Consider the following 15820-nt stretch of genomic DNA (forward strand, 5'->3'; position numbering starts at 1 on the left):
TCATCATGTACGAAAAAGGAATGGTTCGCCGCCAGGCAGAAGCTGCCAAAGAGGCTTCTGTAGATCTGGGGCTTTTGAATTCAAAGGTTAAAAATGATGTGCTGCTTGCCATGGCCGATGGACTGATGGAGTCGGAAGCAGCAATTTTGAAGGCCAACGCGGAAGATATGGCAAGTGGGAAGGAAAATGGGCTGAAGGATTCTTTCCTTGATCGCCTTTTACTGACCCATGACCGTCTGGCTCAGATGGCTAAGGGAATTCGCCAGGTGGCTGAATTGCCGGATCCGGTCGGGAAGATCCTGAGCGGTTCCAATCTGCCGAATGGCCTTACTATTATGAAAGTGACAGTTCCACTGGGACTTATCGGGATTATTTACGAAGCGCGCCCGAATGTGACGGCAGACGCGATTGCACTGTGCGTCAAGAGCGGCAATGCCGTTATCTTAAAGGGCGGAAAGGAAGCCATTCGTTCCAACAAGGCAGTCAGTGACGCTCTCATTGCGGCAGGACAGAAGGCAGGCCTGCCGGAAGGTTCCGTCCAGTTTATCAATATTAAAGAACGCGAAGCCGTTGATGAATTGATCCATCTGGATGGACTCGTTGATGTCGTCATTCCGCGCGGCGGGGCAGGACTCATTCATGCCGTTGTGAGCAATGCGTCTGTTCCGGTCATTCAGACGGGTGCCGGCGTCTGCCATACCTATGTAGATAAGGATGCCAACGTTGATATGGCTGTCAAGATTGCCCTGAACGCCAAGATAAACCGTCCGAGTACGTGTAATTCCATGGAAACGCTCCTTGTCCATAAGAATATTGCTGACAAGTTTATGCCTGTCATGTTGGAGGAATATAAGAAGGCTCATGTGACGCTGTTCGGAGATGAAAGAACGCGTTCTTACGATGCTTCCATGGCGGCGGCTACGGAAGAAGATTGGAGCACGGAATATAATGACCTGCGCCTCAGCGTGAAGGTTGTGGATTCGCTGGATGAAGCAGTAGCCCATATCCGGAAATACGGCACCGGTCATTCCGAAGCCATTGTGACGGACAATTATGAAGCAGCCCGCCGCTTCCAGCAGCGCGTCGATGCTGCCTGTGTCTATGTCAATGCTTCTACCCGCTTTACGGATGGGTTTGAATTCGGTTTTGGCGCTGAAATCGGAATCAGCACGCAGAAACTGCATGCACGCGGACCGATGGCCCTGCCGGAACTGACGACGACGAAATATTTGATCCAGGGCAATGGCCAGGTAAGAAAATAAGACAGAAAGCAGCTTGTTTCAAAGGGCATGGCAGGGGTGGCCAGAGCCTCGTATCCGCAGCGTGTCGATGCTCCGGAAACATTTGAGATAAGCTTGTAAGATGAAGGAAAATATGATGGTTTATTGTTTCTTGTTTTTCTGTTCATCTTTTATTCATAAATAGATGTTAAGATGTAACGGCAAATCGGAGAAACTCATTCTAGATAAGCGAGGTGGGGAAAACAGTGAATTTCTTTAAGAAACACAAATATCTTTTGATTTTTGTGGCAGTACTCATAGTTGCTTCCGTTGGCGGCGGCATCTGGTACAAGAATAAACAGACGAAAGATGCTATCGCCCAGATCCGTACGGACGAGGTAGCACGGGGTGACGTGCGGCATACGGTTTCCGCAACAGGCTCCCTCAGCGCTCTTGATAACGTTGAAATCAACTCCAAGATTACGGGACGTATTACCCGCGTCTATGTGAAGGAAAACCAGCATGTTACAGCAGGACAGGTCCTCGTTCAGCTGGATGATACGTCCAGACGGAAGACTATGGAAATGAAACATGCAACCCTGGTTGATAAGGAAGCTACGTACAAGCGTGACACGGCACTTCTTAACGAGGGCGCTATTTCCCAGAGCACGTATGATACGGCTAAAGCGGATTATCTTTATGCAAAAGCTGATTATGAGCAGGCTGTGTCCGACCTCAACGATACGGTCATTACGTCCCCGATTGACGGTTATGTCATCGGTAAACCGACTGCCGAAGGGCAGACTGTATCGGCCGGTATTTCTTCGCCGCAGGTTATCATGAACGTGGCGACTTTGGACAACATGCAGATCGAGCTCATGGTGGATGAATCCGATATCGGGCAAATCAAGGACGGCCAGACTGTTGAATTCACAGTCGATGCCTATCCTAACGAAACCTTTATGGGTATCATCTCCCTTATCAGCCGGAATGCAACGACGACCAACAACGTCAACTACTACACCTGTTACGTAGATGTAGACAATGTCGATGGCAAGCTCCTGCCGACCATGACGGCCCGTGCCAATGTCATCATCGGCGAAGTAAAGGACGCTCTCACTATCTCAAGTAAGTGCCTCTACTCGGACGGCTCTCGTTCCTATGTCAAAGTGCTTGATCCTAAAACGGGTGATACCCGTGAAGTGGATGTCAAAGTCCTGATGACGGGAGAAGACCGGGATGCTGTAACCGGCGACCTGAATGAAGGGGATCCCCTTGTAATCAAGACGGTTACCGTGAAGACAACGAACCGGGGAGGTCCTCCGATGTAATAAGGGCAGAGGGGGAAAAGAGACATGAACGTCATTGAATTACAGGATATAGTAAAAGCTTACGCCATGGGTGATACGACAGTGTATGCCCTGAACCATATCTCTGTTTCCTTTGAACAAGGAAAATTCACTTCCATCGTGGGGCCTTCCGGAAGTGGGAAGTCGACCCTGATGAACGTGCTGGGCTGTCTGGACAGGCCGACCTCCGGGCATTACATCCTGGAGGGCAAGGATATTGCACAGTATTCTGATGACGAACTGGCCCATACCCGTAACGCACGGATCGGGTTCGTTTTTCAGAGTTTCAACCTGTTGTCCCGCCTTACGGCAGTGGAAAATGTGGCCCTTCCCCTTGTTTATGCGGGGGTAGGTCTCAAAGAGCGCACGGAACGGGCTGAGAAGGCCCTGCAGGAAGTAGGACTTGGGGCTCGTATGTACCACAAGCCCAATGAGATGAGCGGTGGTCAGCGTCAGCGTGTAGCTATCGCCCGGGCCCTTATCAATAATCCTGCTATCATCATGGCTGATGAACCGACAGGTAACCTTGATACAAAATCTACGCTGGAAATCATCGATATCTTTGAGAAACTGAACCATTTGGGAAAAACGGTTATCATGGTCACCCATGAACCGGAGCTGGCGGATATGACGCAGCGAATCCTGACCATACGGGATGGCAAGCTCATCAAGGACGAACGGAGGGAGTGATACAATGCTTCGCGAATGCATAAAAATGGCTTTCGAGGGGATGGTCTCCAATAAACTCCGGACTTTCCTTACGATGCTGGGTATCATCATCGGCGTTGGCGCTGTCATCGCCATGGTCTCTCTGGGCCTCGGGATGCAGCAAAAAGTCAAGGAGAACATCACCAGCATGGGCAGTAACCTCCTCATCGTCATGAGTGGCGGCCGTACTGCCAACGGGCAGCGTATCACCAGCGGCAGCGGTGCTCATTTAACCTATGAAGACGCCAAAGCCATCGAAAAGAACGTCGATGGTATCAAATACGTGGCTCCTGGAGTTCAGAGCAGTTATCAGCTGGTTGCCGGCAACCAGAACTGGAATACACAAGTTCAGGGTATGCCGCCCAATATCATCGAAATCCGGAATTATACCATTAATTCCGGACGGATGTTTACGGAAAAGGAAATGACGAGCCGTGACCGTGTCTGCGTCATCGGGAAAACCGTGGCAGACAACTTGTTCCCGGAAGGGAATCCTGTGGGGAAGACCTTACGAATCAATAAGGCTCCTTTCAAGGTCGTGGGGCTCCTTAATACCAAAGGACAGTCTTCTATGGGGCAGGACCAGGATGATATCGTATTTGTCCCGCTCACAACGGCCATGCAGCGCCTCATGGGCCTCACCTATATCCGAAACATTACGATTCAGTGCCAAAACGAAAATACGATCGACCAGGTTCAATCTGATGTGGTGACGCTTCTGCGTCAGCGTCATAAGATTAAGAATGGCGAAGACGATGACTTCTCTGTCAGAAACCTGGCTGAAATCATCAAGACAGCTCAGGAAACGACGGGTTCCATCACCTTGCTGCTTGCTATTGTAGCAGCTATCAGTCTGCTCGTCGGCGGCATCGGCATCATGAATATCATGCTGGTATCCGTGACCGAACGAACCCGTGAAATAGGGATTCGTAAGGCACTCGGGGCCACCTACCATGATATCCTGCTGCAGTTCCTGGTGGAGTCCATGGTAATCGGCGTGACCGGCGGAACGACAGGAATGATTCTCGGAACTATTATCTCCGTCATTACTGCCAAGATGATTGGCTGGCCGGTTGTCGTTTCCGTGCTCGCTACCATTATTTCGGTTGTGTTCTCCGTGGGTATCGGCCTCTTCTTCGGTCTTTATCCGGCAAAGAAAGCGGCTCTGCTTGACCCGATTGAGGCACTGAGATATGAATAAGGAACCGACCCTGCGGGAAAAATGTAATGGCCTCAGAGAATGGCTGCATCGGCCCAAGACGCGATTTGATATCAAGGATCGTTTTAAAGCTTTACTGCTGCTTGTTGTTTTGACTTACATTGTGACCCGCCTATTAAAACTAATATTGAACATAGCTTAAATTGAGGGGCTGTGAAATAATGATTGTTCATTGTTTTGCGGCTCCTCATGTTTCTTCATAAGGCGCTTGGAGCTATAACCTGATTACTTTGTTTTTTAAAAGTTACTGAGTAACAGGTATATATACTTAAATTTTATAGTAATGTTCCTATATATTATCAGAAAATTCGAAATAATGACATATCACAGCAAGGTATCGTATAAAAATTATCAATATATTTTAAATAATTCGTTTTTTTGTGTATTATTTTTGACATTTTTACTACTTGTTTTTTTTAAAACAAGCAGATTTATTCTATTAGTTGACAAGACAATATGGATACTGTATAACGAATACAGTTGCTTGAGGGACTCTTAGAGTACTGTAGTAAATCGAAACGGGGGACATTTTTCCCTCTTTGTTCGTGCTCTTTCTCCCTCTTTTTGCTCCGTCGTGGGGACGGGAGCTCATATTTTTAGGAGGTGTCGTTGTATGAAGGTCGATCTGAATTCTGATTTGGGAGAAAGCTTTGGTGCCTATACAATTGGTATGGACAAAGAAATTATCCCCCTCGTAACAAGTGCTAATATTGCGTGTGGTTTCCATGCCGGAGATCCACGGGTTATGCAGAAGACTATTGCTCTTGCTCATGAAAATGGCGTAGGCCTTGGAGCTCACCCAGGCTATCCGGATCTCGTCGGGTTTGGACGCAGAAAACTTGCCGCGTCTCCGGAAGATGTATACGCTATGGTCGTTTACCAGGTGGGAGCCCTCGCAGCTTTTGCTAAAGCAGCAGGTGCCCGTCTGCAGCATGTAAAGCCTCATGGAGCTTTGTACAATATGGCCGCTAAGGATGCCGCTCTTGCTGAGGCTATTGCTCAGGCCATCTACGATGTCGACAAGGATCTCATCCTTTTTGCACAGCCTGGCACCCAAAGCATCAAGGCAGCAAAAAAATTGGGCCTTACGACTGCCTCGGAAGTCTTTGCCGACCGCAGTTACCAGGATGATGGGACACTGACGCCGCGGTCGCAGCCCGGTGCGATGATTACTGATGAAGAAGCTTCCATCAAACAAGTTCTTTCCATGGTTCTGGACCATAAAGTGACTTGTCTTTCGGGTAAGGTTATCCCTATAGAAGCAAATTCCATTTGCGTTCATGGTGATGGCCCGAAAGCGCTTCTGTTTGTACAGAAAATTCGGAAAGCATTGACAGAACACGGTGTAGAGATTGCCCCTGCAGGGTCGTTCCTTCGTTAAGGAACTCGTTCTATTACCCTTGTCAGATGGGCACCTGGTAAAAAGGAGCAACCCCTATGAAAGAATCCAACCTCAGTGTCCTTTTGGGCGCTGCATTTCTCATGGCGACCAGTGCTATCGGCCCTGGTTTCCTTACACAGACCACAGTCTTCACTAATCAGCTCAAAGCTAGTTTTGGTTTTGTAATCCTGGTAACAATCATTATCCATGTTATTACACAGATGAACGTATGGCGCATCATCGCAGTAGCGAAGAAACCCGGGCAGGATATTGCCAATGCCGTCCTTCCGGGACTGGGCTACTTCGTTTCTGCTCTTGTTGTTGCCGGCGGGCTTGCTTTTAATATCGGCAATATCGGCGGGGCCGGCCTTGGGATGAACGTTCTGTTTGGAATTTCTCCTGTTACCGGAGCCATCATCAGTACCGTTATTGCTGTCTTTATTTTCCTGAATAAGGAAGCCGGGCGTCTTATGGACCGATTTGCCCAGATTGTAGGCGGCATCATGGTCCTGCTTACTATTTATGTAGCCTTTACGAGTCATCCGCCCATCGGTCTGGCTATTTCTAAGACAATCATGCCGGATACGATTGATGTGATGAGTATCGTGACTCTCGTAGGCGGCAGTGTCGGCGGCTATATTACTTTTGCCGGAGGGCATCGTCTGCTGGATGCGGGAATCTGCGGAGAAGAAAACCTGGATCAGGTCAACCGGAGTTCCTTCATGGGTATCGGCATTACTAGTCTTATGAGAGTTCTCCTCTTTCTGGCAACGCTTGGCGTCATTGCCCAGGGCTTGACCCTGGACCCAAAGAACCCGCCGGCTTCTGTTTTCCAGCTGGCTGTCGGGGATGTTGGGTATAAGATTTTCGGAATCGTTATGTGGTCGGCAGCCATTACGTCCGTTGTAGGGTGCGCTTATACGTCCGTATCTTTTATCCGCACCTTCAGCCCCGTACTGGAAAAGTACCATCGGTATCTGATCATTGCGTTCATTATCTTTTCTTCCCTTATTTTCTCCTTCATTGGCCGTCCGGTCACCGTTCTTGTTGTCGTCGGGGCTCTTAATGGTCTGATTCTTCCGATTGTCCTTGGTGCTTTGCTCCTTGCGGCACGGAAGACTTCTATCGTAGGAAGCTATCATCATTCCACATTCCTTTACTATGCGGGATGGGGAGTCTTTCTTGTCATGCTTTGCATGGCTGGACAGACTATCGTCAAGATGCTTCCGAAACTGTTAGGATAAGGAGGCATCCATATGGAATATGATGCGAAGGCTTGGCTGAAAAATCCCCGCATTCAGCCGATTGGGGAAGCGGCCTTCATGATTAGTTTCGGGGATAAAATCGATCCGGGCATCCTGCGCTGTGCCAGCGCCCTTGTGGCCGCTCTCAAGGCTCATCCATTCCTGGGGCTTAAGGAAGTGGAAGCTTCTTATACGGGGGTAACCGTGTTCTATGATCCCCTTGTCTTGTCGCGCGAGAGTCATCTTGCCGAAGATGCCCGCCTGTCCAAGGGATACAGGGAAGCACGGGCACGGGTCGAAGCACTTCTCGACGGGCTTGATGTCACGGAAGAAAGTGCACGGGACAAGGTTCGGATTCCCGTCTGCTACGGCGGAGAGTATGGGCCGGATCTTGAGTACGTAGCCGAATATCACCATATGACCCCGCAAGAGGTAATCGATATCCACACCGGTGGGGATTATCTGGTATACATGATTGGATTTGCACCTGGTTTTCCTTATGTCGGCGGCCTTTCTCCCAAGATTGCAACGCCGCGCCGTGATACACCGCGCCTTGCTATCCCGGTGGGGTCGGTCGGCATTGCAGGATCACAGACAGGTGCCTATCCTCTTGAGACTCCCGGCGGCTGGCAGCTTATCGGGCGGACGCCTTTGGATCTTTTCCGTCCCTATGATCTCAGCCACCCAAGTATGCTCGAAGCGGGAGACCGTATTGAATTCTATTCCATTACACCGGAAGAGTACGAAAAGCTTAAGCGCGAGGAAGAAGGGAGGCGGCCGAAATGAAAATCCTTGTCAAGAAAGGCGGTCCCCTGACAACCCTTCAGGATCTGGGACGCTACGGCTACCAGAAATTCGGAGTGCTTGTAAGTGGTGCCATGGATGATGTGTCCCTGCGCCTCGCTAACCTTCTCGTCCAAAACAATCCTGGGGAAGGCGCACTGGAAATGACCATGAGCGGTCCTCTCCTTGTATTGCCGGCAGGCCTTACTTTTGCCCTGACCGGAGCGGATATGAAAGCTACTCTGGACGGGAAACCGGTACCAACCTATCGGCCTGTCTATGTTCGCAGAAAAGCTACACTTGCCTTTGGTTTTGCCCAGAACGGGTGCCGGGCTTATATGGCTGCTGCCGGCGGCTTTGACGTGCCGCCTGTCATGGAGAGCAAGAGCACTTACCTCAGAGCGAAAATCGGAGGCGTTGAAGGCCGTGCCCTCAAGGCAGGCGACGAACTTGCTATTGGTACTATCGATCCCCATCAGGCAGCTTTTGTGGGCCGTATGGAACGCAGCGCCAAGGGTGATGCTCCTTTCGTAACTGTTCCCTGGTCCATCGATGGACGCTTTGTATTCAATAAGGGCCCTATCCGGGTCACGGAAGGCCTTCAGTACGATTGGTTCAAGGAGGATAGTCTGAAGGCATTTGTCACTGAGCCTTATACTATCACGACGCAGGCTGACCGTATGGGGTATCGCCTGGATGGGACAAAACTGCAATTCAAGGAGAAACGGGATCTGATTTCCGAACCGGTTACTTTCGGAGCTATTCAGGTGCCGGCAGACGGAAAGCCAATCATCCTTATGGCAGACCGGCAGACTACGGGCGGTTATGCCAAAATCGGACAGGTCATTCTGGTCGATCTGCCTCGTCTGGCTCAGCTTCGCCCGGGTGACACAATTCGTTTTGAATGGACGACTCTGACCGAAGCAGAGCAAAATTATGCAAAACAAGAGGGTTACATGGGTGCTCTCAAAGACTCCCTTGCGGAAGCCCTGCAAAAGAAGATATAATGAATACAGGAGCTCCTGTGTAATGATGGGGGCTCCTGTTTTATTGAACTCGTCTCATCAAAGGAGTCAAAGGAGTTTGCTATGGACGAAAAAACTTTTCTTGGGGAACTGAAAGAACTTGTCAGTATTGAATCTTTTAGTAAAGATCCGGCTGGTACCTCTGCCGTGGCGGCCTGGCTACAGAAACGTCTTGATGCGGCCGGGTGGAAAACAGAACGGATTTATCTGGATGATGAGGTAGGCCCCTGCCTTAAGGCAGAATATGGTACGGGAGAACGCTACGACGTGATGCTGCTGGGCCATATGGATACGGTATTTCCGGCAGGCACTGTGGCTGACCGGCCGTTCTCCATTGTCGGAGATGAGTTTCGGGGCCCTGGTGCCGGCGATATGAAATGCGGGGATCTTTTCATGGTTCATCTGGCGGAAGAAATGGCTGCAGAAAAACCGAAAGGTCACGTCTTGCTTCTTTTCAATCCGGATGAAGAAATCAGTTCTCGCCATTCCCGTCCGGTGATTGAAGCCGAAGCGCGCAAAGCGGATCATGTGCTGATCATGGAGTCGGCACGGCCTAATGGGGACCTGGTGAATGAACGCAAAGGAATCTGCAAATATAAATTGGTATTTGACGGGATTGCTTCCCATGCCGGTGTCAATCCCGATAAAGGGGCCAGTGCCATTCATGAATGCATGCACTGGGGGGATAAGATTATCGGCCTTATGGACTGGGAAAAAGGGACAACCATCAATATCGGAACGATCAAGGGAGGTACAGCAGCCAACGTGGTAGCAGCTCACTGCGAGTGCGTCATTGACATTCGGATCAAAGACCCGTCCGAGGGCAAACGCATTGACGACGCGCTGCGGGCCTGGGCTGCGGCTCCACGGGACAGTCGGGTGAAGGTTCAGGTTATCGGCGGTATGACCAGACCGCCGATGGTGCTTCACGAAGGTTCCAAAAAGTTATGCAAACTGGCTGAAGAAGTGGCGGCCCGGCAGGGACTTTCCTTTGCCTGGCAGTCGGCGGGCGGCGGCAGCGACGGGAATCTGACGGCTGCTCTCGGTGTACCGACCATTGATGGACTGGGACCTGTTGCCGGTAATGGGCATTCTGTCAAGGAATATGGCCTTATCTCGAGCATTGTACCGCGCTTTAACTTCATGAAAGCGTTGGTGTACAGATTAATGCGGGCATAAAAAGGGGCTGTGAAAAAATAAAAAGCGCTTTTGACTTTTGACCTATGGTATGCAGCCTTGTCTGCAGCAGCGTATTGAAAGTTTTGATTTAAATAAAATATGATATAAAGGGGCTGTCGCATTTTGCGACGGCCCCTTTTGTATCAAAAACAAGGTAAAAGCAAGGCGCGGCCTCATTGAATGAGACCGCGCCTTGGTGTAGAATTTAAATATGCCAAAAAACAAACCTACACAAAAGGATTATACAAAAATTGGCAGTTCTTATCAACTTTTTCTTCCTCTAAATTTTGAAGTACAAATCCCTAATGACGATCCTGTTCGCTTGGTGCGTGCCATGGTAGAAGGGATGGATGTAAAGGCATTGTATGACACGTATTCTCATGTCGAGAATAAATTAACGTCACCAATTCAGCTGCTGGAGATCGTCATTTATGCATGTATGGAAGGAATTCGTGGTTCGCGTAAGATAGAGCAATCCTGTAAAAGAGACACTCATTTCATGTTCCTCTTAGATGGGAAAAAAGCTCCGGATAATGCAACCATTGCAAGATTTTGTTCCCTCCATCTAAAACCATGTATCAAGGAGCTCATGATTCAGATGGATAAATGGCTGCTGGCTCGCGGTTTCATCACGCTGGATAGCCTGTTCATCGATGGGACAAAAATTGAATCTGTGGCAAACAAATACAAATTTGTTTGGAAAAACAGAGTCTTAGGCAGCCAGAACAAACTCATAGAGAAACTGGAGCAACTGGTTCCCGAAATCGAGGAACGTTTCGGAATCAAGGTCTGTTACGGAAACACTTTCCACATCCGTCATTTAAAGAAGCTCCTAAAAAAACTGCTTGTCATAAAGCGGGCTGAAGGGATCGAGTTTGTTCACGGATGTGGGAAAAGAAAGACCATTCTACAGAAGTACTATGAGATTTTAGCTAACTATCTCAAACGGCTTAAGGTGTATACGAAGCAGCTTCACATCTGTGGGGAACGGAACAGCTTTGCCAAAACAGACCCGGATGCTACCTTTATGAGGATGAAAGAAGACGCCATGCTTAATGGCGCCTTAAAGCCGGGATACAATGTCCAATATGCCAACAATTCCGGTTTTACCTTGTTTGCAGATGTGAGTGCACATCCAACAGATATGCGGACACTCATTCCTTTTCTTGAAGGATTTGAAGCCCACTTCGGTCAGAAATTTGCAAACATTGTAGCCGATGCAGGCTATGAAAGCGAAGAGAACTTGGTCTGGCTGAAGAAGAATCAGTATACTTCATATATCAAGCCTAACAATTATGAAAGAAGCAAGAGGAAAAAGTATAAGAACGACATCGGCAAAGCAGAAAACATGACATATTTGCCTGATCAAGACATGTATATCTGTAAAGGTAGGAGACTGCTGAAAGTCAGTAAAGTAACCCAGGTAAAGAACCGGTCAGGATATGTGTCAGAGAAAACATATTACGAATGTAAGGACTGCAGCGGTTGTCCCTACAAGGAACAGTGCATCCATGGGAACAATTGCAGGACACCCATGGAGAAAAGAAACAAGAAATTAGTGGTCTCGAAGAATTTTGCTGCATTGAGGGCAGAATCCCTGAAGAACATTACTTCCGAATATGGTAAGGAACTGAGGATGAACCGCAGTATACAGGCAGAAGGAGCCTTTGCGGATCTCAAGGATTCATTAAACGTCAGAAGACTAGAAACCCGAGGCAAAGGAAATGCCCTGGTAACAGTGGGAATATGTGCCATGGCACGGAATGTCCTGAAGGTCCATCACAAAGTTCAAGACGGCAAAGAGGATTTGCACTTATATCCGCTGAAAAAAGAGGCCTAAAAGATACAAAAAGAGCGCACGAAAAAAAGCAACTTAGAGTTGCTTAATTTCGTGCGCCCTTTTTTCATCTCAAAACATATTCAACTAAAAAGTAAGGCAATTTGGGGTCTTTAGCAAGTTATTTCAGGGATTAAAAATCGGTCACTTGCGACAGCCCCTTTATTTTATAAGTTCAAAGAAAAATGTCTTGGTCATTTTTCTTCCACGGGCGGGAGACGGACGGCGGGCTGCGGAAAGCGTGAAAAAGGGACTGTGAAATACTACGTGTGCAGTATTTCACAGCCCCTTTTTTTATTTTTTGCTCCTGTGGGATAAACATACCATACCACAGATTTCAGGGAACGCTTCGCTGATAAATCAGATGTACAGGCCGGCACCCGGTCCTACTGGCAGTCCAGCCAGCATCCAGAGAGCCATCATGATGGTCCAGAAGCAGAGGAAACTCATGGAATAGGGGAGCATCATGGAAGTGAGCGTACCCAGACCGGCATCTTCATCGTATTTGTTCATGAAAACGACAATCATGGCAAAGTAGGACATAAGGGGTGTGATGATATTGGTAGAAGAGTCCCCAATACGGTAGGCAACCTGTGTCAGGGCCGGGGAAAGGCCGAGGCGGTACATCATGGGAACAAAAATCGGTGCCATAATGGCCCACTTTGCGGAGGCAGAACCCATGAAAAGGTTCAGGAAAGCTGACAGGATGATGAAGAGGAGAATGAGGGGAAGACCTGTAAGACCAGCCGCTTCCAGAGCGTCCGCTCCCTTGAAGGAGACGATGAGACCAAGGTTGGTCTTGCCAAAGTAGGCGATAAACTGGGAAGCAAAGAAGGCCAGAACCATGTATCCGCCCATGGATTTCATGGCGTCCGTCATGGCAGCAACAAGGTCGTGGGAGGTACGGAGTTTTTTCGTGGTCCATCCGTAGGCAACGCCGGGCACAAGGAAGAGCAGCAGGATAGCAGGGATGAGGCCATCATGGAGGAAGGCCTTGAGTGTCAATTCCCCGCTGGGTTCAGGGGAACGGAAAAGTGCATTCTGCGGGAACATGAGCAGCGCCATGACGACGACATAGACCAGAAGGGCAATCATGGCATTCCGAAGAGCCTTGTTTTCAAGATCCGTAATGGGCGTATTGTCCGGACGATATTTGCCCGTATAAGTTCCCAGATTGGGTTCCACAATCTTATCTGTGACGATGGTACCGACGATAGTCAGCAGGAATGTAGAAGCTGCAAGGAAATACCAGTTGCAGGTAGGATCAAGAGTCATATCGATTCCGGCTGCAATCAGGGCCTGGTTGGTAATACCCGTGAGCAGGGGGTCCGTAGTTCCGAGCAGCAGGTTAGCGGAAAAACCGCCCGATACGCCGGCAAAAGCAGCGGCCATACCGGCCAGGGGATGACGTCCCGCCATGGCAAAAATCAGGGCTCCGATAGGGATGACGATAACGTATCCGGCATCGGAAGCAATGTTTGACATGATACCGGCAAACAAAACGATAGGAGTCAGATACCGCGGGTTGGCATTCAGGAGGACTTTCTTCAAGGTTGTATTGAACAGCCCTGTCCATTCAGCAACGCCGACACCGAGCATGGCAACCAGTACAGTTCCCAGGGGCGCAAATCCTGTAAAGTTTTTTGTCGCGGAGTTAAACATATACCGCAGTCCATCGGGTGTGAGAAGAGAAACCGCTTTTCTTGTAACCTCGGCTTTGGCACGGGCGTCAAAGTACGTGACAGAGACACCCTGGGCAGCCACAAAATGAGAGATAACGACAACAATCAGTGCGAGCATCAAGAACAGCATGGCGGGATGGGGCAGCTTATTGCCGATGACTTCCACGCCTTTCAGGAAACCACTCATTTCTTTTTTCTTTGCTTTTGAGGAATCCGTTTGAGGATTCTGCTTTCTCATTTTTTCTTCTTGCATTTTTTTCTCCTTGTGTTCATGCGGGACCTTGAATATCCGTACCGGTCCCTTGTTTTGGTTTTGAGGACGAATTTGAGTCTGATAAAGACTGATTGCAGCGTTTTATCCCTGATGGGGTCGTTTCCCCGGGAGAAAATATCCTCCTTTCTGTAAAGTTTGTATCAGTATAATGCTATTTTACCAAAAACTTAATAATTTGAATAGTACGAAATTAACAAAAGGCAATCATACTCGTCCGCCCCATGGTAAGGGCATTTTTTGTGTAAATAGGGAAGATAGCTCCGGAAAAACTGTGGTATGATAAATAAAAACTTGATGGCAGTGTTATTGTTTCGCCAAAACAGCAGGGGAGGCAAATAGAATATGCGGGATACGTCGTTGGTTTATCTGATTGACCATGTAGGCCGTGTTCTTTTGGGACACAAACGGCGCGGAATGGGATTTGGCAAATGGAACGGTTTTGGCGGTAAGATTGAAGCCGGTGAAACGATGCGGCAGTGCGCCGTGCGGGAACTTAATGAAGAGTGTGGACTCAGCGTTAGTCCCGATGCTCTGCAGCTCGTTGCCGATTTATATTTTGACCAGCCTTCGGATGCCAAATGGTCCCACGGCGGTATGGTGTACTTTGCTCGTTCCTGGACGGGGACCCCGGTGCTGTCGGATGAAATGGAACCGAGGTGGTTTCGTCTGGAAGAACTGCCTTATGATGAGATGTGGCAGGCAGATAAGATTTGGCTGCCCATGCTGCTTCAGGGTAAGCAGCTGCGGGGTACGATTGTGTTTGCCGAAGATGGAGATACGGTCATAGATTCTGTATTTCGGGAGGTTCATCTTGACTCCGCAAAATAACTGGGTTTCGCTGCTTCTGGATTGGTTTGACCGCAGTAAAAGGGAACTTCCCTGGCGGGAAGTAAAACCGCGTAATCCCTACCACGTATGGGTTTCGGAAATTATGTTGCAGCAGACGCGGACGGAGACTGTCAAGGAATATTTTATCCGCTGGATGCAGCAGTTTCCCACGGTAGAAAAACTGGCTTCGTCAGAGGAAGAAACTGTGCTTCGCGCCTGGCAGGGGCTGGGATATTATTCACGGGCCCGTAATCTTCTGAAGGCGGCGAGGGAAATCATGATTCATGAACAGGGAAAAGTTCCGTCAGATCCCGAAGTTCTCCGGAAACTGCCCGGCATTGGTGAATATACAGCCGGTGCCATCGCTTCGATGGCTTACGGTGTTCCGGTTCCCGCGGTGGATGGAAATTTGCTGCGTGTGCTGGCGCGGCTTTATGCGGTTCGGGACGATGTGCTGTCGACGTCCGGTAAAAAGAAGATCGGAACCCTGGCTGAATCTGTGATCCCGTCCGCGCGGCCGGGAGATTTTAACGAGGCTATGATGGATCTGGGCGCTGACATCTGCATCCCTAAGAAACCTCGCTGCGAGAAGTGTCCCTTGATGGGCTGCTGTCAGGCTTATGCAAAGGGAATGACAGAAGAATTGCCCGTACGCAGGCGCCGCCAGACTCAAAAAGTCTATTATGCGGCATGCCTTTTTGCCAGACAGGAGGGCCGTGTGCTGCTGCACCGCTGCCCTGCAAAGGGCCTTTTGGCGTCCTTATGGGAATTACCGACTTTTCTCGCGGTCTCCGAAGAGGAGAGCAGGGCACTTGCTGCCGAAGCAGCCGGTGCGCCGCTGGAGAATCCGGTTTGGTCACACAAGCATGTCTTTACCCACGTCATCTGGTATATGACTGCTTATCCCGTCGTTTTGCGGGACAAGCAATTTGAAGAACGTGGAGATTACTGCTGGGCAGCGCCGGAAGACTACAGACGCCTTCCGCTCTGCGGTCCTTGTGAGCGCTTCTTCAAGGATATCCGGAATGGCACGGAAACCGAGTTATTCAGGTGAATCGGCGACTGGGTGTCAGTCGCTTATACCCTTATAT

Annotated in this window: 13 protein-coding genes; 12 read left to right on the forward strand and 1 reads right to left on the reverse strand. The window is 49.3% G+C overall.

Going from position 1 to position 15820, the window contains the following annotated elements; all coding sequences use genetic code 11:
- The first annotated feature begins 5 nt into the window (after positions 1-5).
- From LKE33_04030 to LKE33_04075, 10 genes are all read left to right on the forward strand, one after another.
- On the forward strand, positions 6-1262 hold the full coding sequence (locus tag LKE33_04030; GenBank protein ID MCH3950094.1) for a glutamate-5-semialdehyde dehydrogenase: 1257 nt from the start codon (positions 6-8) through the stop codon (positions 1260-1262).
- 224 nt (positions 1263-1486) lie between these two features.
- Positions 1487-2551, forward strand: coding sequence for an efflux RND transporter periplasmic adaptor subunit (locus LKE33_04035; protein ID MCH3950095.1), 1065 nt, complete (start codon positions 1487-1489; stop codon positions 2549-2551).
- Positions 2552-2575: 24 nt separating this feature from the next.
- Complete coding sequence (locus LKE33_04040) at positions 2576-3259, forward strand: ABC transporter ATP-binding protein (GenBank protein MCH3950096.1); 684 nt, start codon at positions 2576-2578, stop codon at positions 3257-3259.
- A 4-nt stretch (positions 3260-3263) separates the two neighbouring features.
- Positions 3264-4478 (forward strand): ABC transporter permease, encoded by a 1215-nt coding sequence (locus LKE33_04045; GenBank protein ID MCH3950097.1) that lies wholly within the window; start codon positions 3264-3266, stop codon positions 4476-4478.
- Between the two features lie 631 nt (positions 4479-5109).
- Positions 5110-5877 (forward strand): LamB/YcsF family protein, encoded by a 768-nt coding sequence (locus tag LKE33_04050; GenBank protein MCH3950098.1) that lies wholly within the window; start codon positions 5110-5112, stop codon positions 5875-5877.
- Between the two features lie 56 nt (positions 5878-5933).
- The gene (locus LKE33_04055; GenBank protein ID MCH3950099.1) at positions 5934-7121 is read left to right on the forward strand and encodes a divalent metal cation transporter; all 1188 of its coding nucleotides are present in this window, start codon (positions 5934-5936) and stop codon (positions 7119-7121) included.
- A gap of 12 nt (positions 7122-7133) precedes the next feature.
- Complete coding sequence (pxpB, locus tag LKE33_04060) at positions 7134-7907, forward strand: 5-oxoprolinase subunit PxpB (protein ID MCH3950100.1); 774 nt, start codon at positions 7134-7136, stop codon at positions 7905-7907.
- Entirely contained in the window at positions 7904-8911 is a 1008-nt protein-coding gene (locus tag LKE33_04065) for a biotin-dependent carboxyltransferase family protein (protein ID MCH3950101.1), read from the forward strand. The genes pxpB and LKE33_04065 overlap by 4 nt, the downstream gene beginning before the upstream one ends.
- Positions 8912-8992: 81 nt before the next feature.
- Entirely contained in the window at positions 8993-10108 is a 1116-nt protein-coding gene (locus LKE33_04070; protein MCH3950102.1) for a M20 family metallopeptidase, read from the forward strand.
- A gap of 211 nt (positions 10109-10319) precedes the next feature.
- Positions 10320-11948, forward strand: coding sequence for an IS1182 family transposase (locus LKE33_04075; GenBank protein MCH3950103.1), 1629 nt, complete (start codon positions 10320-10322; stop codon positions 11946-11948).
- Between the two features lie 357 nt (positions 11949-12305).
- Here the strand turns inward: LKE33_04075 and LKE33_04080 are convergent, their stop codons facing one another.
- On the reverse strand, positions 12306-13880 hold the full coding sequence (locus LKE33_04080; GenBank protein MCH3950104.1) for an AbgT family transporter: 1575 nt from the start codon (positions 13878-13880) through the stop codon (positions 12306-12308).
- Between the two features lie 363 nt (positions 13881-14243).
- On the opposite strand from LKE33_04080, the gene LKE33_04085 reads away from it, so the two are divergent.
- Together LKE33_04085 and mutY are read left to right on the forward strand one after the other, a co-directional pair.
- Entirely contained in the window at positions 14244-14729 is a 486-nt protein-coding gene (locus tag LKE33_04085; GenBank protein MCH3950105.1) for an 8-oxo-dGTP diphosphatase, read from the forward strand.
- Positions 14713-15783, forward strand: a complete 1071-nt coding sequence (gene mutY, locus LKE33_04090) for an A/G-specific adenine glycosylase (GenBank protein MCH3950106.1) — start codon at positions 14713-14715, stop codon at positions 15781-15783. Before LKE33_04085 ends, mutY begins: the two co-directional genes overlap by 17 nt.
- The last annotated feature ends 37 nt before the right edge of the window (positions 15784-15820 follow it).

Source organism: Acidaminococcus sp. (assembly GCA_022482815.1).
Classification (GTDB): Bacteria; Bacillota; Negativicutes; order Acidaminococcales; family Acidaminococcaceae; genus Acidaminococcus.